Below are 23,013 nucleotides of genomic sequence, written 5' to 3'. Positions count from 1 at the left end.
AATTAATCTTTATTTTGTCTCGTTGTGCGCAGGAAATACGTACAAGTGTTAATGAAATATTTCTGTTTTAATTGATATGCTTAGCTTAAAAGACTTGTTGTTAAATGTAGGCATTTGACCCCACACAAAGGCCTTTTTTTGTGTGTTAGTTAACAAAATTAGAGCAAAAACTCTTAGTGTTTATAGTTTCTTCGAGTAAACTTGCGAAAAAGCGGAACACTTGTAAGCTAAAAGGTAGCCATTTTATGTCGCTCGAGCAATATCACGTAGTACGATTAATACAGCAACAGAGCCAAGCACTTGGCGATGCTATTGCGCTCGAAGGATTCGAAACTGCAGCGCCTTGGCATCAGGTGAGCTGGAGTCAATTCGATACCATCACCTCTAAAATTGCACGAGTGTTGATTCAATTTGGTATTGAGTCACAAGACCGCGCAATTATTTTGTCACAGAACTGTCCGCAGTGGACTTGTGCCGATTTAGGCCTATTAAAGGCTAAAGCGATAGTTGTGCCTATCTATCCGACTAGCACAATTGAACAAGCTGCTTACATAGTTAACGATGCCGAAGCGAAATTGATTTTTGCTGGCGACGCTGCTCAGTATGCCATGGCGTGTGATTTGGTTGCCCAGTGTGACAGCCTGACTCGCGTAGTAGTTTTCGACAAATCTGTTGAACTGCAAGATCTACAAAATCATTTTTATCTAGATGATCTATTGGAGCGCGAAATTGATAGCGCTGCAGATGCTGAACTTGAAAAGCGTTTGAACGATAAGAATTTAGATGATCTACTGACGCTAATTTACACCTCAGGTACAACGGGTGATCCAAAGGGCGTAATGCTCGATTACCGCAACATTGCTTCTATGGTGCGTCAGCACGACAAATTCTTACCGTTCACACCGGGCGATGTGTCATTGGCATTCTTGCCATTGAGCCACGTATTTGAACGCGGTTGGAGTTTCTACGTTTTATGTCGCGGTGGTCATAACGTTTACCTGTCTAACCCAATGGCAGTGAAAGAGGCGATTGTGCAAGTTCGCCCGCATACTCTATGTGTGGTGCCACGCTTCTTAGAGAAAGTGTATAGCGCCGTGCAAGATAAGGTGATTAAAGCACCAGAGTTGAGACAGAAGATGTTCACTTGGGCCATGTCTGTTGGTCATAAACAGTCTGAAGTCGGTCAAGGTCGTCATAAAGCATCATTGGGCTTAAACCTACAGTGGAAACTGGCAGATAAGCTGGTTTTCAGTAAATTAAAGCAGGTTTTAGGTGGCCGTCTTAAGTTTATGCCTTGTGGCGGTGCAGCTTTAGATCCAAACGTCAGTGCCTTCTTCCAAAGCATCGATGTCCCAGTGCTATGTGGTTACGGTATGACTGAAACCACTGCAACAACGACCTGTAATACCTTAGGTAACCGTGTGCCAGGCTCTAACGGCCAAGTCATACCAGAAGCCGAGATTAAGCTGGGTAAAGACAACGAAATTCTAGTACGCGGTGATACCGTAATGCGTGGCTATTTCAATCGCCCTGAAGAAACTGCCGAAGCATTCGAAGATGGTTGGTTGAAGACGGGTGATGCGGGTCGTATCGACGAAAACGGCAACCTGTTTATTACAGACCGTATTAAAGAGCTGATGAAAACCTCAAATGGTAAGTATATCGCGCCGCAACGTGTCGAAGGTAAGGTAGGTTGCTGCCCATTCATAGAGCAGGTGGCGATTGTTGCCGATGCGCGTAACTATGTGACAGCCTTGATTGTACCTGCATTTGAGTCATTAGAAGCTTGGGCAAAAGAGAAGGGCGTACATTACGAGTCGCAGCTGGATCTATTGCGTCATACTCACGTAGTTGAACACTTTGAGCAACGCCTTAAGACTCTGCAAAGCGAGCTAGCTGGCTTTGAAAAGATTAAGAAGTTTACCTTGTTGCCAGATGCTTTCTCTATGGAAGCAGGCCTTATTACCCCAACGATGAAGTTGCGTCGTAAGGTGATTTACAACAAGTACGCTCGTGAAATCGATAAGATGTATAGCCGCTAATACGCGCTTAACAGGTTGAATAGAAAGGGATGCTTAGGCATCCTTTTTTTGTTTTCAGCCCTAAACCACCTACTTCAGTAGGTGGATCTTTTACTTTTTCAGCCTTAAGCCACCAAGCGCTTACTTCGCTTGCTACACACAGAACACCAAGAAAAGCACTTGGTGGCACTTCTTCGTGATCTTCGTGTCCTCTGTGGTAAATTATTATCTTTCTAGCCCTGCAAATTTTTAGTTCCAGCACTGCCAGTACCAATTGGCTCGATGCGCTTCTAAGCTGGCAATTTATCGGTAGAATGGTGGCGATTAAATTCTAATAACGATCACAGCAATAACGATAACAACAAGGACTATAACCTGTGTCTGAAACTGCATTTAGCTTAACCCTACAGCCAAGATTTTGTGAAACCGACGCCTTAGGACATATCAACAACACAGTGATCCCTGTGTGGTTCGAAGCCGCACGTGAGCCGATTTTCAAGATTTTTAACCCGACGCAAGACTTGTCTAAGTGGAACTTGATTGTGGCGGGGTTCACCATCGCCTTTAATGCGCCAACTTACTTTGCCAGCGATATCACAGTAAAAACTTGGGTGAGTCGTATCGGTAATAGTAGTTTTGAACTGACTCAAAGTTGCTGGCAGAACGGCAAGAAGACCGCCGAAGCGCAAACCACCATGGTGCATTACGATTACACCAACGAAAAGAGTCAGCCATTGAGCGAGAGTATTCGTCAGCAACTGGCACTGCTTATTGGTGAATAGCTACTGGCGAATAACCAATATGCTATCGCATGAGCTGTTAGGTGTTGCTTAAAAACTTCTGCACATACCAGCAGCTCGCTTCAATTTCAAAGCCCTCTGTTTTGGCCCACTTTAGCCCATGACGCACCAACTTTTCGGCTAAACCTTTGCTACGTAGTTCTGGCGGGACATAGGTATTGTTGAAGTTACAGCTAGCATCATAAAGCTCATAGGCCAATACAGCCTGAGCTCCATCTTGGTTAATCACGAAACGGCTTTCATCGGCTAGATGAATCACTTCAGTCATCTTGGTGGCTCTCCTGTATGCAACTCAGTTGCTTTGGGCCTTGGTTTAATTGCGCCTTGGATTACTTGAGCGCTATGACTCTAAGCCTGCTCATAAGTTTTTAAGGCATCGATTAACTCAGGTGTTAGCTTGGCTTTCTGTCCGGTTTTAAAGTTAAACATCACCACCTGCGACGAGCCAAGTGTCGTCAAGGCCTGCTGACTATGGCTATAGACACTGTAATGCATCATAAACCGGTCATCTTTAATGTCACTTATGCTTACGCCTACCACTAAGGTGTCGGGAAAGGTAACTGGGCGCTTGTAGCGTGCTTGGTTTTCGCTTATCACCGGGCCAATAGATGTGGTTTGTAGATCGTCGAGCAGGTTAATCTGATTGAAAAAGTCGATTCGGGCAGTTTCAAAATAGCGGAAATAAACCACATTGTTGACGTGTTGCAGGGCATCCATTTCTCCCCAAGCCACTGCAATTTGAGTATTGATTGGGTATTGCTCGAGAAACTTGTCCATAATGATCCCTAGTTGTTCTCTAATTGATTACTGTGGTTGCTTAAACATGTATTTAAACGGCTGTTTAACTTTTAGCCAGCATAACAGTATGTTTATCTAGCAACAAGGAGGGGGCGAAATATGCACAGAATGGTAAAGCTGCTAATCGCAGGCTTGATGTTATGCATTGGGCAAACAGCTCAAGCCGCAATAATAAGTCAGTTTATTGAAGCAGAAACACGCCAAGAGCTTCGGGCATATCGATTAATTAAAAGCATTGAGCCACAGTTGCAGCAACTATTTCTGGCTCTGCCTATGCAGCAAGATTTAACCTTGGTTTATGGCGCGCAAGACGGCCCCTTGTTTGCCCCTGAGTTAATGCAAATTCAAATTCCTTATCACTTCGTCACTGAGGTGCTTAGTCGCTTTACTAAAGATGAATATCAAAAAACTGGCGTAACACCGAAAACCGCAACTCAAGATGCGATTTTACATACCCTAGGGCATGAGTATGGCCATGCTTATATCTATGCCAATGAAGTGATAGTGCTGGGCCGTGAAGAGGATGCTGTCGACACCTTAGCCACATTGTTATTGATAAACGCGTTCGAAGACGGCGCCGAAATCGCGCTAAGTGCCGCAGATCTGTTTGCCCTTGAAGATGAAGACATTGATGAACTGGTTGAAGATGACTTTAGTGATGAACATAGCCTAGACGCCCAGCGTTACCACGCAACTGTGTGCTTAATTTATGGCAGCGATCCTGACAAATATGCAAGTCTGCTAGCAGGCTCTGAACAAGACGCAGAACAAGCCACAGAAAGAGGGGCGATGTGTGAACAGGAGTACGCTCGTCAAAATGATAATTGGGAGAGGTTAAAAAGCCGCTATTTAGCAAAATAATGCACTTGAAAGTTGGCAAATACTAAGCGTTTTTACTTATAGCAATCGGAAATGTTGGTAAATTGTTAGCAAACGTTTATGGTGGTCGCTTCTTGTGCGATTAATAATGAGTGAGGCCAGTTTTTTATGACGGCAACAAAAATAATAACAATTCCCGCAGCTTTGCAAGTCATAATATCTTCGGTTAAGGGCTTCTACCAAAAGAGAATTTCAGGCTTAGGGCAAAAGCTGTCAGTACTGACTTTTGCGCAATACCTATATGTGTTAGCGGGATTGATTGCAATTTTTGCGGACTCATTTAGTTGGGTTGTAGTGTTAACTGTGTTGGCGTTAACGATAGAGCTGTTACCTATTTTTGAGCGAATTTGGCATAGCTTAGTTGGTAAAGCTGTGCTGTTGCTGTTTTATGCCTTAGTGGCTAACTTTGCGTTGGGTTGGGCTGCTGGGGTCGTCAATGATGTGATTGGGGTGTCTGCCACGAATGTTGCCTATACTCATAATTTGGCGATTTTACTGTATGTCCCTGTGTGGTTTGTGTTTATCACCGCCCTGGTTATTCTCGCCGCGCAGTTGCTGGTGCCTTTCTATTTAATACTTGCTTTAATGCTCGCGCCATTAGGCATTAAACTGCCTAAGTTGACTCAAAATGTTCATTTTCAAAAACTCACTTGGCTATTGCGTTTGATGTTGGCAACTGGCTTGTTCGCTCACCTTGTTTTATATGTATTGCCAGAGCTTGGAGTCGAACAGTCACAACAAACTATCACTAGCGATATCACTGCTGGCTTGGTACCGACGACGACCACTATAAGCGCCGAGGATGCAGAGCTAAAGGGGATGACAGATGAGTATTTGCAAACGCGGTATGAGTACCAAGCATTTGTGCGGCAGATGATTGCGCTTTTTGCATTTGAGTTTGAAGCTGACAGTAAGTCTCGCTGCCAGAAGGATCCCGATTCAAGAGTGGTTGAATTAAACGACTATGAACTGATCGAAATATATCGCGATAAGACACTGAACGATGGTTTTCGTTTCGAGGTTAAAAAGTGTATCTCGCCCGCTTTTCCAAGCGACAGTTGACAGCAAAAGTAACAAAAGAGCCTTTAAGGCCCTTTTGTTACTTAGCATTAACTTAATCTATCTTTAGCTCGTCAAAGCTAGCAATGGTTTTAAAATCGCCAGTACGCTGACTGTCATCGCGAACCATCTGTACCACATGTAATCCAGCTTCGTTGGCCGCTTTTAGCTCTTCTAGCACATCAGAAACAAATAGGATCTGCTTCGGGCTTAGGCTGATGGTGTTGACGATATTGCTGTAAGCCTGTTTGAAACGCTTGTTACCGGTGCGAGTGTCGAAGTGGCCATTAAACTTATCGTTTAGATCGCCTGCATCGCTGTGGCTAAACAACAGTTTTTGCGCCTCAACAGAACCTGAAGAGAAGCTATAAACCCGCAGACCTTGTTGCTTGTAGCCATCGAGTGCTTCGATAAAGTCAGGGAAGATATGCCCGGTAAACTCGCCATTGGCATAGCCCTGTTTCCAGATCAAACCTTGGATGGTCTTCAGTGGTGTGGCTTTGCGATCTTCTTCAATCCACTGCAGTAAAATTTCAGTCACGCGAGCAAGGCTGGCATCTGGCTCGAGGGCAATATCTTGCACATCGCAAATGCAGTTGTCTACGAGTACATTATTTTGATTTTCTTCAAGAAAAGCGGGTAAGGCCTTAGCTGAATAAGGAAAAAGTACATCCTCAATAAAGTTAAGGTCGGTAGTCGTACCGGCTGTATCAACGACGATGGCTCTGATACCCATAATGTTTGGTTACTCCGCAATGTGGATTACTTGTATTCGAGATCGATTTATTGCTCAGATCCTAAGCTGAATTGCCTGCTTTGGCTAGTGTAATTGCATCTCAGTTTGTACTAAATTTACCGTTTTATCGGTTTGGTGATGCTTTGCCCTCGATATTAATGCTCGAGCCAGAGTTATTGATAGTTATTGATTAAAGCCATGCCTGCCTTGCGGCTATCTGGCTGGGTTATTGGCTGGTTTTAGAGTTGTTCTATTTTTACTCTGCTGTTAAGTTCATAACTTGCTTAACTAATTGATGCCTGTATGTAGCATATGGCTAGGCTCAAGGGTTAAAGGGATAACATTCAGGGAGAGATAGATGATTAGAACACATGTGATGACTTACTTGGTTTTAAGCTTGGCTTTAAGTTTGAGTTTGGGTTTAGTTAGTAGTCATGCCAGCGCAAAAGAGGCGGATGCTAAGGCGGCGACTAAAGCTAAGGTGATGGGTTTAACGCTAGAGTCATTAACCATTACTTCTGACTCGATAGAGACCGCTGAGTTTAAGGTGACGCTCCCTGCCAGCTATGGCAAAAAACCAAACAAGAGCTATGTGGTGTTGTTTGATTTTCATCCAAGAAGCCAAGCTTTACTCGCAGGCATGCATGACTGGATGAGTCATAACGGTGATTGGCCTTGGCTCGAGACCATTATTGTTACCGCGCCAGATGGACATCAAGGCTTGGGAGAGTTAAAAACATTAGCCATTGAAAAGCCGGGCAATCAACAATTGTTAGATTACCTTGAGCAAGATCTGCTGCCTGCGATTGATAAAACCTACCGCACCAATGGCTTTCGTATCTTAAATGGCTTTACCGGTAATGCAGGCCTTGGGCTTTACACTCTGATTAATCGTCCTAGTCTGTTTAACGCCTACTTTGTGGCAAGTCCTGTGCTGAGCAAAGATTTTGCTTATGTGATTAAAGATGCCCCTAAAAAGCTCGCAGCCATGCAGGGCAAGCCGCGATTCTTATTTATGAGTACCAGCGACAGTGGCTTTGAACAGCGACAACTCGCGTCGTTTGCCCAGGTGGAGTCCATTGTAAAAGCTAATGCCAATCAGACTCTGGACTACCAGATAAAGCGTTTCGATGGCAGTTACTATATGACTCAACCTGTACTGGCAGCGGCTTATGCTATTGAAGCGCTGTTCGATGATTATCATCGAGTGTTAGCCGCAGACTCAGAGATTGCTAAGCAAGGCCCGCAAGCTATTTTGGCGCACTATCAATTTTTATCTGAGCAGAAGTACGGCTTTAAAGTGCCCGCAACCAGCTCATTGATTAAGCTAGGTGATTCCTATCTTGAAACTGAGCCAAGTAAGGCTGTCGAGGTGTACAAGGTTGCGATTAGTGACGATGCCAAAGCTTATACAGCCTATGATGCGGTTGCTAACGCCTACGCGAAGCAGGGAGAAATAGAGTTGGCAATAAAATATCAGGCTTTGGCGCTAGATATTACCGATCACCCTTTTTATCAAAATAAGTACACTAACAAATTGGCCAAGTATAAGGAGCTGAGCAAGCTTTAGTTCGTCTTGGCTGCAAGGTAAAACGATAGTCTTGTGGCTATCGTTTTGCTTATATTCAGGTGCTGCTACAGGTACTTCTTCTGCCTACTACTGACCTTTTTCGGGTGATTTTTCAATTGGCTACGGGTTTCTTCGCGGTTGTGATGGTTAAGCAGAAGAGCAAGCTTTAGTGTTTATTTCTCGCAAACTAAAATGCTAGCCTTGTGGCTAGCGCTGTAGTGATCTTTATACCAATTAGTATAAAGATTTGGTCGCTCAGCGAGAATTTAGCGGCACTGAGACAAGGCAACGAGTGAAGAGCATAGTGATTCTACGTTCAAGCTTGTTAACGCAGTATCAGAGCCGCTAAAACTCGCCATTCTGGAGCGTTTTTGGCTGCCTACTTCTGCGTTGAATAACTTCACAAGGGAGCAACCATTCTTTCAGTTATTCGCCTTGAATTAGTTTGCCAAAATCGCTCTGAGTAGATCAACTTCTTATACTAATTGGTATTAGATGCCGTTACAGGTATTTCTTCTGTCGACTACTGACTTTTTTTAAGTAGTTACGGGTTTCTTCGCGGTTATGGCGGTGGGTTAAAAACCAGTAAAACTCACTGACCGTCATCTTATTAATTCGCGCTAAGGCCTTGGTGCGATTACCGCGCGGATCTAAGCTTTTCCACAGGTTTCCTGCGCCGCCGTTATAACTTGAGATCACCGCATACTCACGCTTCTTAGGGTGGGTGATCCCTTTAAGGTAGCGGCTTGAAAGTATCTTTAGATAGCCAGTGCCCACCTCAATATTTTTGGCCGGATCATAAAGGTAGGCCGATGACGGCGTGTGTTTATAGCCCTGGATTAAGTTGAAATAATCTCGCCCGGCGGTATTAGCCTTAATCTGCATCAAGCCTAGAGCATTAGAACGTGAGCGTGCCAGTGGGTTAAACGAGCTCTCAGTCTCGATAATCGCCATGATGAGATCGGTACTGATGCCGTGTTTACGGCTAGCGCTACGGGCGTAGTTTATATACTTATTACCGGCAATGGTGGTGTGCTCTTTCACCATGTGAATGGCTACTTGAAAGCGCGAGTTCACTCGTTTGCTTTTCGCGACCAAGCCGTCGGCATAGCGAGATGCGCGCCATTCAAACTCAATCGCCTTGCCGTCTCTGTCGAGCACTTGCCCCCAGAAGAATGGCTTCTTCTTTTTGCTGATTAAACCAAAGTCCTCTGCAGTTTGCGCGTCGATAATAGTAGGATCTATCTGGGTTAACAGTACTTGCACCACAGCCTCTTTAAGCTGCGCTTTAGTGCGGGTTTCCACCAAGATCAAACCCCGTTTAAAGTCGACATAAGTTGAAGCCTGCTCGGTTTCTTTATACACCAACACCGATGGCACTATTGGTCGTGAGTAGGAGTCTTGCCCCTGATATTCCAGTAGCAATGCCGCTACATCGGCATCGTAGTCACTCAGGTCTAATTCACTACTGTTAGCGTTAGCGACATTCGCTATGGTTATAGCGATTACGCTGAGCACGAGTATCAGTAGCTGGGATAGGTATTTAGACATTTATCAGTGGGTTAGAGTTTTTGTGGCTTGATTATACATGGGTAAGCAGAATTTATTCAGGTGAAATGGCTGGATTGTTAGCTTGTGTCTAAGTTTTGATTTTATCGGTGAGCAACCTCTAGCAAAGCGGCAGAAGTATGCGTTTAAGGCTTATCAATAACAACATCACTAACACTACCAGTAACGCTAGCAATAAATAATGATGAGCTTGAAAGTGATAAGCCTTATATGAGCTTAATAGGTGGTATAGCTTCTAGCGCTGGTTAATTGGCTTAACACCTTTCTAAGCAGGGCGTCTTTGAGCTCTAACTCAGGGTCCATCGATTTGAGCTGCGTTAGCATGGGAGCCGGCAGATTATCGTACAAGATTAAATAGGTTCTATCTAATTGCAACATAGGTAGTGATTTGGCTAGCGCGTTGTTGTTGGTTGAGAACTGTTCGGTGCTTTTAGTCCATTGGCTAGCAAGCTCTGGCAAAAGAGGACTTGCATCTAATGTTTGTAGATAGGCGGCAGCGTCTTGTTTGCTTAGAAATTGTTGTTGCTCGGTATCGTAAATATAGAGTGCTGGAAATTTGTGTTTTTGATCCGGAGATACCGTTTCCAAAATAATGGATTTGTTATGCTGACCAATAGTTGTTAGTTGGGGAGAGCTCGCGTTTACGCCGGTAGAGATAAGTATAAAAATGAATAGAAATATAATACGCACGTTTCATCCTTGAATTATTTGGTTTAATAATATTTTGGAGTACATCCCTATCTCCATTTTCTAAACTAGCGATGTTGCGAGCATGCTGTCAAGAGCTTGTTGTTGTGTTGTTTTTTTATTGGTTATTCCGTATTGTTGGGAGCTGATAACAAAATTAAATGGAATTTGATTATGTTCGATATCCCTAAGGATAGGAGTCGGTTAAATAAAACAAGCTGGTTTTTATTTATCGTTATTGGAATTACCTGCGCGATTTTTATTATTTCTTTAGCGAGCCGTCAGGCCTTCTCTTCTAATCACGCCAATAGTGATTCCCTCGTTTCAAGCGTCAAAAATGCTTCCCTAAATATTACCATTTCGGGTTATGGCAAGTTTGTTCCAAGAACTCAGCGTGGTATCAATGCGCTCAGTGGTGGCCACATTGTTGAGGTGTTTAAAAAGCCCGGAAACTTGGTAGAAGAAGGCGAAATCATCTTAAGCCTTAATAATCCTAAATTACTTCGCTTGCTTGAAACCAGTGAGCTGGCCTTATTAGAAGAGCAGGCAAATCAGCAAAGGGTCATGGCGGAGTCAGCCCAAGAATTAGAGGATCAACGAGGCAAAATCCGGCTTGCAAAAGTAAGACTCGCCCTAGCGGATGCCGAGTTGATTGCCCATAAAAAACTAAAAGATAACCAAGTTATCTCGACCTTAGACTTGCATAAAGCACTGGTTGCCTGGGAACAGGAAGATGCCATGCTACAGATGGAGTTGAGTCGTTTTCAGACCCTAAAGAAAACACGCAAAGCCATTGAGGACTCCACTCGGTATCGTTTGGAGAAAGCCATTAAGCAGCAAGAGCTGTTGCTATCGGAGGTTGAGCAGCTTGATGTTCGTGCGAGCATGGCAGGTATGTTGACGGAGTTAGCCGATGAACTCGAGATAGGTCGCCATGTTGAAGAGGGACGAGCGGTGGGCATGATCGCGGATCTTTCATCTTATTATGCCCGTATCAATATTACCGCTGCCGATGCTGAATATGTCAGTCCAAGTTTAGTGGCTCAGGTTCAGTTTAAGGGAGTGGAAATAAAGGGGCTGGTTTCTCGTGTCGACCCAACGGTGAATAATGGTAGCGTTGAAATTGATATTAGTTTTAGTGGTGATTTGCCTGCAGCGGTTAGACCTAATATCGATGTGACCGCACGGGTTGATATTGCTGAGCATCACAATACGCTTGTCGTCGATAGACCTGTCGGGGTTGTTCGCGCTCATCGTGAGTACCCTATGTTCGTGCTCGATCAGACCCATTCCCACTTCCAGCGTCGTCATGTATTGGTCGGTGATATTGCTGGCGATCAGATGCAAGTGTTAGATGGCCTCTATCTTGGGGACACAGTTTTACTCAATGTCCCTAAACATCTGGTCAATTCTTCTCAAATTATGACGGAAGATGTTTATGAATAACTGTGTAATCAGTCTGACCGATTTAAATAAATCGTTTATTAATGGCGCTGGCAGCAATCATGTTTTGAAGCAGGTGAATTTTTCGGTATATAGCGGCGAGATGGTCGCTATTTTAGGTCAGTCTGGCAGCGGGAAGTCGACCTTGTTATCCATAATGGGCTTACTAGATACGGCTGATTCGGGTCACTATCATCTTTGTGGACAGGACGTAAGCAGCTTCTCTGCTTACCAAATGAGTCAACTTCGAAACAGTCATATTGGTTGGGTATTTCAGAATTTTAATTTGATTGCCGATATGACGGTTGCCGAGAATTTATCGGTTCCATTGCGTTTTAACTCATCAATTAAGCAAGCGGACTATGAGGCAAAGATTAACCAAGTATTAGATGAAGTGGGTCTAAGAGAGAAAACCGCTTTTTACCCAGCAGAACTTTCCGGTGGACAGCAGCAGAGGGTGGCAATTGCCAGAGCGCTAATCTGTCAACCTGACATTATTTTATGTGATGAGCCAACAGGAAACTTAGACTCGAGTAATTCAAATAACGTGATGGAGTTACTGAGTACTTTGCACCAAGAGGGTAAGACGGTACTGATTATTACCCATGATCCAGCCGTCGCAGCCTATTGCCAAAAAGCGTACAAAATTCATGATGGAGAAATTGCCGCAGTTTCGCCTCTGGAGTTTAAACATGCTGTTTGATGTGATTTATGGTTGGCGTAAGTGGCAAGGTCAGCGTGGGTTCTGGTGCTTGTTAGTTGTCAGCCTCTGTCTATTTTGCTGCTTAATCGGTTTGGTGGTTAACCTATTTTGGCTGTTGAGTAGCGATCGCCCACTGTGGGTAGGCAATCAGCAATCTATGATCACCATTGCTAGTAAAGACCTTAGTGGCAATCTACAACCGACTTCTGGCTATGATATTGATTTAGTGCAGAGGCTTACAGGTGTAGAAAGTGTCGCGAGTATAGCGATTCAATCCAGCTTAGTGACAATAGGACTAAAGGAGTTGCCAAGGGTAACTATTGGTTTCTATTCACAAAATACTATCGAACTACTCGGGTTAGCCGCACCATTTTCGATGCAAAACTTTGAGTCGAGAAAAGGCATAGTGTCACAGCGATTTTGGCAACAACATTTAGAATCAAACTCTTCATTAAAAGAAAGTCGCTTATATTATCGAGATAGCGCTTTTCTTATTGCCGGTATTGCGCCGCAAACTATGCTGCGCTTGGGTGACGTTAGTGTTGATATTTGGCTCCCTGATACTTATTTGCAGCTTGGGGTTCCGGATATGTTTGTTGATAATCCGGAGCCTTATTTAAAGACTAGAAGTAACCGCTACGGCTTTGCACAATTAAGTGAGCAAGCGAATGTTGAGTCACTTCAAGATGCATATATCAATTTAAGACAACAGACTCCTTGGCCTGATAGCGGGTTTTCTGACAATTATTATCATCCTTGGTTGATTAGTGGGGTGGAGCTCAACCCTAATGGCCGTGATATTTTGCAAAGGCAGGCGTGGATACTCCTTCTTCTACTCGTTGGTTTCGGCTTTATTATTTTTAGCGGCATTGTCTCCGCCTACACACAGCAAGGCATAACGCGCAGTGCTGAAATGAGTCTGAAGTTGGCTTTAGGTGGTTGCAGGCGTGGGCTCATGGGCCAGCTATTGAGAGAGAACATCCCCGCTCTAGTCTTAGTCGGAGGGCTTAGCCCTTTACTCGGGCTGATTGTCACCCACTATGTTGGCACAATTGGTGTGTATCAAGAATACTTTGTCGAAGGAGTTAAGTTTAATTTTTGGCTTTGGTTGGTCGCTGTTTCTTGCTCGCTTTGGTTATTCATTTGTTGTGCCTTGTTTCCTCTTAGTGGCTCAATCAATAAACTTTTCTCTCGAGGCAAGCAGGGTCATATGACCAAGATGCAGCAAGGTGTTAGGCAACTAGTATTGGTGTTGCAACTGGCGGTTATTACTGGTGTTTTGCTGGTATCGTTAAGCCTCATGTATCAAGAGTTACAGAAATATTCGTCAGTGGTTATCGCCAAAGACGTTACCAGTTACAAACCTAAAGTGGATGGTCGTTTAAGTGTAATGTTGACCTCTGAGCAGCTCGATGGTGAATGGCGAGTCGATGGTTCACCCATCGCATTATCTTCAGCTCCGTTCACTCAATTAGGTGCGCCATCATTAAAATATCAATCGGAATCTGGAGTTGCGCTAGAAAAGCCGATTAATGGTTTATATGTTTCTCATAACTTCTTTCGTTTATTAGGTATTCCACTCTTATCTCGAGGTGATTTAGCCGAAAATACGGTAATGATTAACCGTTCTATGGCATCACAGTTAGCAATAGAGTTAGGCCTAAATGATTGGAGAGCCGTTAAGGGCTTAGCGTTAAAGGTTTCTGGTTTTTATTACGAAAAGCATGTTCGGGTAGCAGGGATTGTGAGTGACACGGCCCATTTTGGTATTGCCAATGAGGCGAAACCACTCATTTACTTGAGCCTTAAAGATCAAAATCCACTCCTTTCCAGTCGTATTGCTCCAGTTTTTTATAGTAAGGGGGGCAATAAAGAGGTGATAGCATCTCACTTAAATGACTGGGCCTTATTGTTATCACCCAAGCTGAGTTATGTGAAAGGGCAAAGTGTCGTTAAGCAGATTGAAGACACGGATACTGCTGGAAAACTGCTATTTTTGACGTCAAGTTCCATGGCTTTACTGATCATTTTTCTCGTCATATTTACGCTTTATAACAAGTTTAGCTATGCCGTTAAAAGTGAACAAATGAAATGGGCGATCATGCTAGCCGTTGGAGGAAAAAAAGAAGCCTTAATGGCTCAAATGGTATGGGCCAACGCGTTATTGGCCATGGTATCTATCTTGCTGACTTTAGGCGTGTTTATATTACTAGAGAGCTATACTCAGTCACTCGTTAATGTCTCTTTATTTCAACCGTTAATATGGGCTGTTTGCATCGCCTTAACCCTGCTTTTCATTGTTGTGATCACCCTATGGGCAGCCAGAGGCTTACTGAAACAAAACATCAGTGTATTACTTCGGGGTTAAGATATTCACATTCGCCTGAGCTTGAGCAAAGTCGTGGTGCTTCGCCCCACATTGGTAATGCATCAGGCTACGCCTGACCTCTAAGCTAGACTTTGTCTAAAAACTAAAGTCGTGAGCTTCCAGCTCACACTCGGGCAAAAGGGGGACAACAGCTTCCCCCTCTTGCATCACCCGAGCCGCCCCTAACGAAGTTATTGATCCTCATACTTATGGATAAATCACTAACGCTTCCGATGGGGCATCCTGCCCCGCGAAAGCTATGCCGACATCCCTGTCGGCATCACGTGACTCTGGTTTATAAAGAATTTCCAACGCACTTCGGCAACTCCGATGGGGAAATCGGTGCTTCCTTTGATTAAGGAGGTTAATTTGAGGACTATGTTTCTATGATGATTTAAATAACTAATTTATATTGATTTTTACAAGGTGTACTCTTGGTGCAATGCAATAACAAATATGTGAGATTTTATGACGGGTTATATTCAAGGTATCAATACAAAGCTACCTTTCACTGATAAGGTCATCAATATAGATCTACAAGGAAAGAGCTTAATTCTTACTGGTGGGAATGGTTGTGGTAAGACAAACTTTCTAAATCACTTATTTGAGTATTTAACTAAGAGAGTTGTAGAGCGAGAGAACTATGATCCACTTGATATACATCGTGATATTTCTTATTACTCAGAGGTAGTCGCACAATACGGAGAAAGTGATGGTAACTTTGAGAATAATAAGTACAACCTAGAGCTTGCTCAACAAAGACTTATAGACCTTGAAGCCCCAGTGTTGTCTTTGAATGGTTTAAAAAACTATATTATAAATTATCACTCTAAGAAGGCTTTACTAACGATATTTAAGGCTGTTCGAGAAGCTAATATTACTGAATCAACTTCAGCGGTAAGCGTCTCATCACTCGTAGAGCAAGTGAATAGCAGTTATGAAGAGGTTTCAGTTGGTTCATTGTTTGAGCAATATCTGGTGAGCTATAAAACGGTGCAAGCTTATGCTGAATCCCCGAGTATCGATAATGATCCTGCATTAGCTTCTAAAGTAAAAAGTTGGTTTGAGTTTTTACAGGATAACTTGAGGTATCTGTTTGAAGATGAAACTCTCGAGCTTAAATTTGATTCTAAGCTTCAGGCTTTTCATATAAAGCAAGATCATAAAGAAGCCTTTCGTTTTCAACAGCTTTCATCTGGTTATTCTTCAATTCTTGCTGTGTATGCTCATTTAGTTACAACTATTCAGTTAAGCGAGATAACGCCTGATGAAATTGAAGGTGTTGTATTTATCGATGAAATTGATGCTCATTTGCACGTTTCATTGCAACGTAAGATATTTGCATTTCTGACTAAGTCATTTCCTAAGATTCAATTTATTGTTACTACTCACTCACCATTTGTTGTCTCATCAGTAAGTGATGCTGTCATTTATGACTTATCAAAGCTCGAACAAATTGATGACCTATCAATGTATTCGTATGAATCTATCTTAGATGGGCTATTTGGAGTTTCATCTAGTTCAGATTTATTAAACGCAAAAGTAAAAGAGCTAAATGAAGAGGCAACAAAACTTCAACTAGATATCGGCAAGGTTGAGTCTTTGATTTCAGAGCTGCGACAGAATGAATCTAAGTTGGATTCAGAGTCATTATATTTCTTAGAGTCTGCTCAACTATCAGTGCTTAAAGCTAAGGCGAAAAGTACAGATGTTTAATGTAGAGAGAGGAGATGAAATCCCCGCTTCACTTGCAGCACGAAGAAGCTACAAAGATGAAGATGTGGTAAAAGCGCTTGAACGTGCTTTTCATAAGAAGTGTTATCTTTGTGAGACGAAAGAGCCACAAGATATTAATGTTGAACATTTTGTCGCTCATCAAAATAATGACGATTTAAAGTACGATTGGAATAATTTGTATTTTTCCTGTGGGCGTTGCAATAACATAAAGCTTCATTATTTCAACAACCTATTAGACTGCTGCGCCCCTGATCAGGATGTGTTTCGAGAGATAAAACTTTTGCCACCTAGAACTCCTGGTGCAAGGAAATTAGTTGTAAAACGACAGAGTGAAGATGCTAGGTCTATACAAACAGAACAGCTTTTAGAGAAAATTTATAACAGTGAGCATACGGTTAATAAAGCTGTCACAGGAAGCTATTTGAGGAAAAAAATAAATACGCAGTTTGCATTATTTCACAAATGGCTCAATGTATATTATGCCGAGGATGCGCTAGAAGCTGAGCGTGAAGATGCATTAGAGAGAATTCAAGTGCTTATGTCTGATAAGTCTCAATACTCAGCATTTATCAAGTGGTGTATTCTTGATGATGAAGACTTGAATGAATTACTTGGACCTTTGATCAACTAGTGCCGCACTTCGGCAACTCCGATGGGGAATTGGAGTTACCTGTAAATTTAGTGGCTAATTTTAGTTCTGTAGTTTGTATCAGTGAACACAGAAACCTAGAGATTGTGCTTTTCTAATCCAGTGTAGATGCGGCTTAGGCCTTCGAAAACATGGATGTTTTCGCAGAGCGGTCAGGGACGACGTAAAGCGTGCCTAAGAAGCGTCTGCACATACGCCTGCTGCAGGCAATTAGTTGCATCGGATGCTATCAGCAACGGAGAAACCATATTGGAAACACCGTAGCCAGCAGGCCGAAAAAGGCTGGAGCCACCATAGCCAAATGGTGGCACCCTAAACACCAAAACGATGAACATGCCTCATCGCTCAGGCATTCCCAACTATTGGTGTACTAGGTGGCCGTTCTTCACCACATCCACACATGAGGCCACGCCATAGGTGTAGGCCAGCTCTGCTGGGGTGCTGATATTCCACATGCAGAAGTCTGCGGTCATGCCGACTTCGATAACGCCGACTTGGTCCTCAATCCCTAACGCTTTGGCGGCGTTGCGCGTCATACCCGCTAACGCTTCTTCTGGGGTTAAGCGCAATAAGGTACAGGCCATGTTGAGCATCAATAGGCTTGAGCAAAGTGGTGATGAGCCGGGGTTGTAATCGCTGGCGACCACCATAGGTACCTTGTATTTGCGCAGTAAATCGATTGGCGGATGCTGGGTTTCACGTAAAAAGTAAAACGCGCCGGGGAGTATGGTCGCGCAGGTGCCACTTTCGCTCAGGGCTTTTACGCCGTCTTCATCTAGGTATTCGATATGATCCACCGACTTTGCCCCAAGCCTCGCTGCCATGGCTGAGCCGCCCATATTAGATAACTGTTCGGCGTGTAGCTTGATGTCGAGTCCTGCATCTTTTGCTGCGCTGAGTACTCGCTCGGTTTGCTCAAGATTGAAGGCGATATTCTCACAAAACACATCCACGGCATCGGCTAGGTTCTCTGCAATCACCTTTGGCAACATCTCGTTGATCACTAAGTCGACGTATGCGTCACTCCTTTCTGTGCTGCCGGGAGAGTCTTTATATTCTGGCGGAATGGCGTGGGCGCCTAAGAAGGTGGTTTTCACATCGACATGGTGGTGCTTTCCTAGCTCGCGGGCAACCCGCAAAATCTTCAGTTCAGTTTCGATATCTAGGCCGTAACCTGACTTGATTTCTACCGTGGTGACGCCTTCTTTTGCTAATGCGTTCAGGCGCTGGCGACCTAGCTCAAATAGTTCGGCTTCGTCGGCTTCACGGCAGGCGTTAACGGTGGAAATAATGCCGCCGCCACTGCGAGCGATCTCTTCGTAACTGGCCCCATTGAGGCGCAGTTCAAACTCGTTGGCACGATTACCCGCAAATACTAAGTGCGTGTGGGCATCGATAAGGCCTGGGGTGATCCAGCCACCTTTTCCCTTGTAGATTGGCGTGGCGAATACATCAAATTCTGGCAGGTCGCTGCGTTTACCTACCCAGGCAATTTTACCGTCTTGAACGGCGAGCGCGGCATCGGTAATTGCGCCGTAAGGCTCTGAAATATTAGGCGACATTGTAGCGATGTTGATATCTATCCAGACTTGATCCCACGACATGATGCGGTTCTCTTTTTGGTTGCTTATTGCGATGAGGGAATACTAACACTAAAAATAATTTGTGAGCTAGCTTGTGTTTACTTGTATATACAAGCTAGGATTGTAGCCGAGTTTTTAAGCAAGTAAATAGTCGGTGAGTAGTTTAGCGGTAACGGGACGGTTAATGGCAACGCCAAAGTTTGAAGAGATTAAGCAATATATTTTAGCGCAAATTGAGTCTGGCGAATGGGCGGAAGATAGCCGCGTACCGTCTGAAAATCAGTTGGCGGAACTATTTAATTGTAGCCGTATGACGGCGCGTCGAGCGTTAACTGAGTTAACCGAATCGGGCGTTTTAGAGCGTTCACAAGGCTTAGGTACCTTCGTTGCTGGCTTAAAATCGCAGTCTTCAATGATGGCGATCCGTAATATTGCCGATGAGATAAAAGACCGTGGCCATGGTTATAGTGTGCAACAAGTGTTGCTCACGCAAACGGTAGCAACTGGCGCGATTGCGATTGCGCTTGGGCTGGAAGAAGGCAGTACGGTTTACCAGTCGGTATTAGTACATTGCGAGCAGGGTACGCCGCTGCAGCTAGAAGATCGCTTCGTTAATCCTAAACTGGTGCCTGAGTATTTATCCCAAGATTTTACTAAACAAACTCCCCATGAATATTTATCGATGGTGGCACCGCTTACCGAAGCTAAGCACACCATCGAAGCCAAAATGGCCGATGTGACGCAGTTAGCGCTACTTGAAATCGCCGCCACTGAGCCCTGTTTACAGATCACTCGCCGCACTTGGTCACGCCAAGGTGTGGTGAGTTTTGCACGTTTAGTGCACCCAGGAAGTCGATTTAGACTCGGTGGCCACCTGACTTTTAGTTAAGCCAGTTAAGTTACAGCATGAGCAGTAAAACGATTTACCAAATGATTTACAAAATAAATAGACAGTAAATATAAAGCTTAAAAATAAGCGAATAAGAAAAACATAAAAACAAATTGAACGAGGTAGTCCCCATGGATAAGAGACACGATCCAAGCCGCCGCATTATCGCGCCGACAGGAACAGAGTTAAGTTGTAAGAGCTGGCTAACCGAAGCCCCATTGCGCATGTTGATGAACAACCTGCACCCTGATGTGGCTGAGCGCCCTGAAGACTTGGTGGTTTATGGTGGTATTGGCCGTGCTGCCCGTGACTGGGAATGTTACGACAAAATCGTTGAGGTTCTGCAACGCCTTGAAGAGGACGAAACGCTATTAGTACAGTCTGGTAAGCCAGTTGGCGTGTTCAAGACTCACAACAATGCACCGCGGGTGATCATCGCTAACTCTAACCTAGTGCCACATTGGGCTAACTGGGAGCACTTTAACGAGTTAGATAAGAAAGGTTTGGCCATGTATGGCCAGATGACGGCGGGTTCTTGGATCTACATCGGCTCGCAAGGCATAGTTCAAGGGACTTACGAGACCTTCGTTGCTATGGCTAAACAGCACTTTAATGGTTCATCTGCTGGCAAGTGGATCTTAACCGGCGGCCTTGGTGGTATGGGGGGCGCGCAGCCACTAGCTGGCACCATGGCGGGTTACTCGGTACTGACCTGTGAAGTGGATGAGACTCGTATCGATTTCCGCCTACGTACAAAATACGTCGACAAAAAAGCCACCACCCTTGATGAAGCTTTGGCGATGATTGATGAAGCTAACAAGAGCGGCAAGCCTGTCTCTGTTGGCCTATTAGCTAATGCTGCTGACGTATTTGCCGAGCTAGTAGAGCGCGGTATTACCCCTGATGTAGTAACCGACCAAACATCGGCGCATGATCCGCTCAATGGTTACCTGCCACAAGGCTGGACGTTAGAACAAGCTATCGAGATGCGTAAGACTGATGAAGCTGCAGTAGTTAAAGCGGCTAAGCAGTCGATGGCGGTTCAAGTTAAGGCGATGCTAGCACTGCAAGCAGCTGGTGCGGCAACCACCGATTACGGTAACAACATTCGCCAAATGGCATTTGAAGAAGGCGTAGAAAACGCATTCGATTTCCCAGGTTTCGTACCTGCCTATGTGCGCCCTCTGTTCTGTGAAGGTATTGGACCATTCCGTTGGGTGGCGCTGTCTGGCGACCCTGAAGATATCTACAAGACCGACGCTAAAGTTAAAGAGCTTATTCCTGATAATCCGCACTTACACAACTGGCTGGATATGGCGCGAGAGCGTATTGCCTTCCAAGGTTTGCCATCACGCATCTGTTGGGTGGGTCTAAAAGACCGTGCTCGCTTAGCATTAGCCTTTAACGAGATGGTTAAAAATGGCGAACTTTCAGCGCCGGTTGTGATTGGTCGCGACCATTTAGACTCAGGCTCTGTTGCTAGCCCTAACCGTGAAACCGAATCTATGCTCGACGGCTCTGATGCGGTATCGGACTGGCCATTAATGAATGCACTATTGAATACGGCTAGTGGCGCCACTTGGGTGTCACTACACCACGGTGGTGGTGTGGGTATGGGCTTTAGCCAGCACTCAGGTGTGGTGATTGTGGCAGACGGTACTGATGATGCGGCTGCGCGCTTAGGTCGCGTACTGTGGAATGACCCTGCAACCGGCGTAATGCGTCATGCTGACGCGGGTTACGATATCGCTAAAAATTGTGCAAAAGAGCAGGGTCTAGACCTGCCGATGCTAGAGAAAGCCACAACAGAGGGTAAGTAGAACATGAGCCATTTAGTATTAACTCCGGGTACCTTAACCCTAGCGCAAATCCGTGAAATCAGCCGTGGCAAGGTCACTTTAGAGCTGGCCGAAAGTGCTATCGCAGATATCAACACTAGCGCAGGCCTAGTGCAGCAAGTATTGGATGAAGGCCGCACTGTTTACGGTATCAACACAGGTTTTGGGTTGCTCGCTAACACTAAGATTGCCGCCGACGATCTGCAATTGTTGCAGCGCTCAATCGTACTGTCTCATGCAGCGGGTACCGGCCAATATATGCAAGACGCCACCGTGCGTTTGATGATGGTATTGAAGATCAACTCCCTAAGCCGTGGTTTCTCGGGCATTCGTTTAGAGGTGATCAACTTCCTTATCGCCTTGGTTAACGCGGGTGTTTATCCATGTGTACCAGAGAAAGGCTCTGTAGGGGCTTCGGGTGACCTCGCGCCGCTATCACACATGTGTTTGCCGCTGCTTGGCGAAGGCGAGATGAGCTATCAAGGTCAGCTCATCAGCGCGGCTGAGGGCCTCGAAATTGCAGGCCTTAAGCCTATCGAATTGGCCGCGAAAGAAGGTCTAGCGCTACTTAACGGCACGCAAGCGTCAACGGCTTTAGCCCTTGAAGGCCTATTTAACGCAGAAGATCTGTTTGCCGCAAGCTCGGTAATCGGTGCCATGAGCGTTGAAGCGGCCATGGGCAGTCGTAGCCCGTTTGACCCACGTATTCACGCGGCTCGCGGGCAAAAAGGTCAAATCGATTCGGCAGCGGTGTTCCGTCATTTACTGGGTGGTGAGTCTGAGATTAGCCTAGATCACGTCAACTGTGAAAAGGTGCAAGATCCATATTCACTGCGCTGTCAGCCACAGGTGCTCGGCGCATGTTTGACTCAAATTCGTCATGCGGCCGAAGTGCTAGGCACAGAAGCAAACGGCGTTACCGATAATCCATTAGTGTTCCAAGACACGGGCGACATTATCTCGGGCGGTAACTTTCACGCCGAACCTGTTGCCATGGCGGCTGATAACTTGGCGATTGCCATTGCAGAATTGGGCTCGATTGCAGAACGTCGTATTGCGCTGCTTATCGACTCTAACCTGTCTAAGCTACCGCCATTCTTGGTGGAAAACGGCGGGGTAAACTCAGGCTTTATGATTGCCCAGGTAACAGCGGCGGCATTGGCCTCTGAGAACAAGACCTACGCCCACCCAGCCTCGGTAGATAGTTTGCCAACATCGGCTAACCAAGAAGATCACGTGTCTATGGCGACCTTCGCGGCGCGTCGTTTACGCGATATGTCTGAAAACACCCGTGGGGTTTTAGCGGTTGAGCTATTGGCTGCGGCGCAGGGGTTAGATTTCCGTGCGCCACTACAACCTAGCAAGGCTGTGGCACAGGCCAAAGGCGAGTTACGTGAGCTAGTGAGTTACTACGATAAGGACCGTTTCTTCGGCCCAGATATCGAAGCGGCGACTGACCTACTGCTAACGGCAAGCTATAACGCTTACCTGCCAGCAGAGATCTTGCCAAGCCTATAGGTTTAGTCAGTAGTGAGTAAAAAGGGCCTGAGGGCATAATACTGATAAGATAAGCTCCAACTTGATTAATAAGTAAAAAACTAAGAACCCTGCATATGTAGGGTTCTTTGCTTTAAAAGCTTATAAACCACGAAGCGCTCACTTCGTTTGCTGCACAGAGGGCCCG

The 23,013-nt window shown here is 45.0% G+C and carries 19 protein-coding genes; 13 read left to right on the top strand and 6 right to left on the bottom strand.

Annotated features, from left to right (window positions below; all coding sequences use genetic code 11):
• The first annotated feature begins 245 nt into the window (after positions 1-245).
• Positions 246-2,042 carry an AMP-dependent synthetase/ligase gene (locus SPEA_RS21950; RefSeq protein ID WP_012157374.1) on the top strand — a complete coding sequence of 599 codons (1,797 nt, stop codon included), beginning with the start codon at positions 246-248 and terminating at the stop codon, positions 2,040-2,042.
• A 356-nt stretch (positions 2,043-2,398) separates the two neighbouring features.
• Positions 2,399-2,803 carry an acyl-CoA thioesterase gene (locus SPEA_RS21945; RefSeq protein ID WP_012157373.1) on the top strand — a complete coding sequence of 135 codons (405 nt, stop codon included), beginning with the start codon at positions 2,399-2,401 and terminating at the stop codon, positions 2,801-2,803.
• Positions 2,804-2,840: 37 nt separating this feature from the next.
• Here SPEA_RS21945 and SPEA_RS21940 read toward each other — a convergent pair whose 3' ends face one another.
• Both SPEA_RS21940 and SPEA_RS21935 read right to left on the bottom strand, forming a co-directional pair.
• Positions 2,841-3,089, bottom strand: coding sequence for a GNAT family N-acetyltransferase (locus tag SPEA_RS21940; protein ID WP_012157372.1), 249 nt, complete (start codon positions 3,087-3,089; stop codon positions 2,841-2,843).
• A gap of 80 nt (positions 3,090-3,169) precedes the next feature.
• Positions 3,170-3,598 carry an acyl-CoA thioesterase gene (locus tag SPEA_RS21935; protein ID WP_012157371.1) on the bottom strand — a complete coding sequence of 143 codons (429 nt, stop codon included), beginning with the start codon at positions 3,596-3,598 and terminating at the stop codon, positions 3,170-3,172.
• Between the two features lie 120 nt (positions 3,599-3,718).
• Between SPEA_RS21935 and SPEA_RS21930 the strand changes: the two genes are divergently transcribed.
• Both SPEA_RS21930 and SPEA_RS21925 read left to right on the top strand, forming a co-directional pair.
• Positions 3,719-4,480: a DUF4344 domain-containing metallopeptidase gene (locus SPEA_RS21930; protein WP_012157370.1), complete on the top strand. Its 762-nt coding sequence runs from the start codon at positions 3,719-3,721 to the stop codon at positions 4,478-4,480.
• Positions 4,481-4,606: 126 nt separating this feature from the next.
• Positions 4,607-5,560: a hypothetical protein gene (locus SPEA_RS21925; protein ID WP_012157369.1), complete on the top strand. Its 954-nt coding sequence runs from the start codon at positions 4,607-4,609 to the stop codon at positions 5,558-5,560.
• A 52-nt stretch (positions 5,561-5,612) separates the two neighbouring features.
• On the opposite strand, the gene mtnC is transcribed toward SPEA_RS21925, so the two are convergent.
• Positions 5,613-6,293, bottom strand: a complete 681-nt coding sequence (gene mtnC, locus SPEA_RS21920) for an acireductone synthase (protein WP_012157368.1) — start codon at positions 6,291-6,293, stop codon at positions 5,613-5,615.
• A 358-nt stretch (positions 6,294-6,651) separates the two neighbouring features.
• On the opposite strand from mtnC, the gene SPEA_RS21915 reads away from it, so the two are divergent.
• The gene (locus tag SPEA_RS21915; protein WP_012157367.1) at positions 6,652-7,863 is read left to right on the top strand and encodes an alpha/beta hydrolase-fold protein; all 1,212 of its coding nucleotides are present in this window, start codon (positions 6,652-6,654) and stop codon (positions 7,861-7,863) included.
• Between the two features lie 501 nt (positions 7,864-8,364).
• Here SPEA_RS21915 and SPEA_RS21910 read toward each other — a convergent pair.
• Both SPEA_RS21910 and SPEA_RS21905 read right to left on the bottom strand, forming a co-directional pair.
• Entirely contained in the window at positions 8,365-9,414 is a 1,050-nt protein-coding gene (locus tag SPEA_RS21910; RefSeq protein WP_012157366.1) for a murein transglycosylase domain-containing protein, read from the bottom strand.
• A gap of 234 nt (positions 9,415-9,648) precedes the next feature.
• Entirely contained in the window at positions 9,649-10,122 is a 474-nt protein-coding gene (locus tag SPEA_RS21905; RefSeq protein WP_012157365.1) for a hypothetical protein, read from the bottom strand.
• Between the two features lie 171 nt (positions 10,123-10,293).
• On the opposite strand from SPEA_RS21905, the gene SPEA_RS21900 reads away from it, so the two are divergent.
• The 5 genes from SPEA_RS21900 to SPEA_RS21880 all read left to right on the top strand — a co-directional run bounded on the left by SPEA_RS21900 (position 10,294) and on the right by SPEA_RS21880 (position 17,001).
• On the top strand, positions 10,294-11,565 hold the full coding sequence (locus SPEA_RS21900; protein WP_012157364.1) for an efflux RND transporter periplasmic adaptor subunit: 1,272 nt from the start codon (positions 10,294-10,296) through the stop codon (positions 11,563-11,565).
• Entirely contained in the window at positions 11,558-12,265 is a 708-nt protein-coding gene (locus SPEA_RS21895) for an ABC transporter ATP-binding protein (protein ID WP_041411178.1), read from the top strand. The genes SPEA_RS21900 and SPEA_RS21895 overlap by 8 nt, the downstream gene beginning before the upstream one ends.
• On the top strand, positions 12,213-14,633 hold the full coding sequence (locus SPEA_RS21890) for an ADOP family protein (RefSeq protein WP_190272087.1): 2,421 nt from the start codon (positions 12,213-12,215) through the stop codon (positions 14,631-14,633). Before SPEA_RS21895 ends, SPEA_RS21890 begins: the two co-directional genes overlap by 53 nt.
• 468 nt (positions 14,634-15,101) lie before the next feature.
• Positions 15,102-16,349: an AAA family ATPase gene (locus SPEA_RS21885; RefSeq protein ID WP_012157361.1), complete on the top strand. Its 1,248-nt coding sequence runs from the start codon at positions 15,102-15,104 to the stop codon at positions 16,347-16,349.
• On the top strand, positions 16,342-17,001 hold the full coding sequence (locus SPEA_RS21880; RefSeq protein WP_012157360.1) for an HNH endonuclease family protein: 660 nt from the start codon (positions 16,342-16,344) through the stop codon (positions 16,999-17,001). Before SPEA_RS21885 ends, SPEA_RS21880 begins: the two co-directional genes overlap by 8 nt.
• 377 nt (positions 17,002-17,378) lie before the next feature.
• Here SPEA_RS21880 and hutI read toward each other — a convergent pair whose 3' ends face one another.
• Positions 17,379-18,623: an imidazolonepropionase gene (gene hutI, locus SPEA_RS21875; RefSeq protein WP_012157359.1), complete on the bottom strand. Its 1,245-nt coding sequence runs from the start codon at positions 18,621-18,623 to the stop codon at positions 17,379-17,381.
• Between the two features lie 163 nt (positions 18,624-18,786).
• Here hutI and hutC point away from each other — a divergent pair, with 163 nt between their 5' ends.
• The 3 genes from hutC to hutH all read left to right on the top strand — a co-directional run bounded on the left by hutC (position 18,787) and on the right by hutH (position 22,847).
• On the top strand, positions 18,787-19,491 hold the full coding sequence (gene hutC, locus SPEA_RS21870; RefSeq protein ID WP_012157358.1) for a histidine utilization transcriptional repressor HutC: 705 nt from the start codon (positions 18,787-18,789) through the stop codon (positions 19,489-19,491).
• A 131-nt stretch (positions 19,492-19,622) separates the two neighbouring features.
• Positions 19,623-21,311: a urocanate hydratase gene (gene hutU, locus SPEA_RS21865; RefSeq protein WP_012157357.1), complete on the top strand. Its 1,689-nt coding sequence runs from the start codon at positions 19,623-19,625 to the stop codon at positions 21,309-21,311.
• A 3-nt stretch (positions 21,312-21,314) separates the two neighbouring features.
• Entirely contained in the window at positions 21,315-22,847 is a 1,533-nt protein-coding gene (gene hutH, locus SPEA_RS21860) for a histidine ammonia-lyase (protein ID WP_012157356.1), read from the top strand.
• Positions 22,848-23,013 lie beyond the last annotated feature (166 nt).

It is taken from the genome of Shewanella pealeana ATCC 700345, assembly GCF_000018285.1.
In the GTDB taxonomy this organism is placed as follows: domain Bacteria; phylum Pseudomonadota; class Gammaproteobacteria; order Enterobacterales; family Shewanellaceae; genus Shewanella; species Shewanella pealeana.
The sequence above is the reverse complement of the archived record's forward strand: the minus strand, read 5'-3'. Positions and strand labels throughout refer to the sequence as shown.

Coding starts and splice junctions, on each gene's coding strand:
- hutC (WP_012157358.1), top strand. CDS start 18,787: ATGGCAACGCCAAAGTTTGAAGAGATTAAGCAATATATTTTAGCGCAA.
- SPEA_RS21940 (WP_012157372.1), bottom strand. CDS start 3,089: ATGACTGAAGTGATTCATCTAGCCGATGAAAGCCGTTTCGTGATTAAC.
- mtnC (WP_012157368.1), bottom strand. CDS start 6,293: ATGGGTATCAGAGCCATCGTCGTTGATACAGCCGGTACGACTACCGAC.
- SPEA_RS21935 (WP_012157371.1), bottom strand. CDS start 3,598: ATGGACAAGTTTCTCGAGCAATACCCAATCAATACTCAAATTGCAGTG.
- SPEA_RS21915 (WP_012157367.1), top strand. CDS start 6,652: ATGATTAGAACACATGTGATGACTTACTTGGTTTTAAGCTTGGCTTTA.
- hutI (WP_012157359.1), bottom strand. CDS start 18,623: ATGTCGTGGGATCAAGTCTGGATAGATATCAACATCGCTACAATGTCG.
- SPEA_RS21885 (WP_012157361.1), top strand. CDS start 15,102: ATGACGGGTTATATTCAAGGTATCAATACAAAGCTACCTTTCACTGAT.
- SPEA_RS21910 (WP_012157366.1), bottom strand. CDS start 9,414: ATGTCTAAATACCTATCCCAGCTACTGATACTCGTGCTCAGCGTAATC.
- SPEA_RS21925 (WP_012157369.1), top strand. CDS start 4,607: ATGACGGCAACAAAAATAATAACAATTCCCGCAGCTTTGCAAGTCATA.
- SPEA_RS21895 (WP_041411178.1), top strand. CDS start 11,558: ATGAATAACTGTGTAATCAGTCTGACCGATTTAAATAAATCGTTTATT.
- SPEA_RS21930 (WP_012157370.1), top strand. CDS start 3,719: ATGCACAGAATGGTAAAGCTGCTAATCGCAGGCTTGATGTTATGCATT.
- hutH (WP_012157356.1), top strand. CDS start 21,315: ATGAGCCATTTAGTATTAACTCCGGGTACCTTAACCCTAGCGCAAATC.
- SPEA_RS21950 (WP_012157374.1), top strand. CDS start 246: ATGTCGCTCGAGCAATATCACGTAGTACGATTAATACAGCAACAGAGC.
- SPEA_RS21880 (WP_012157360.1), top strand. CDS start 16,342: ATGTTTAATGTAGAGAGAGGAGATGAAATCCCCGCTTCACTTGCAGCA.
- SPEA_RS21900 (WP_012157364.1), top strand. CDS start 10,294: ATGTTCGATATCCCTAAGGATAGGAGTCGGTTAAATAAAACAAGCTGG.
- hutU (WP_012157357.1), top strand. CDS start 19,623: ATGGATAAGAGACACGATCCAAGCCGCCGCATTATCGCGCCGACAGGA.
- SPEA_RS21890 (WP_190272087.1), top strand. CDS start 12,213: ATGATGGAGAAATTGCCGCAGTTTCGCCTCTGGAGTTTAAACATGCTG.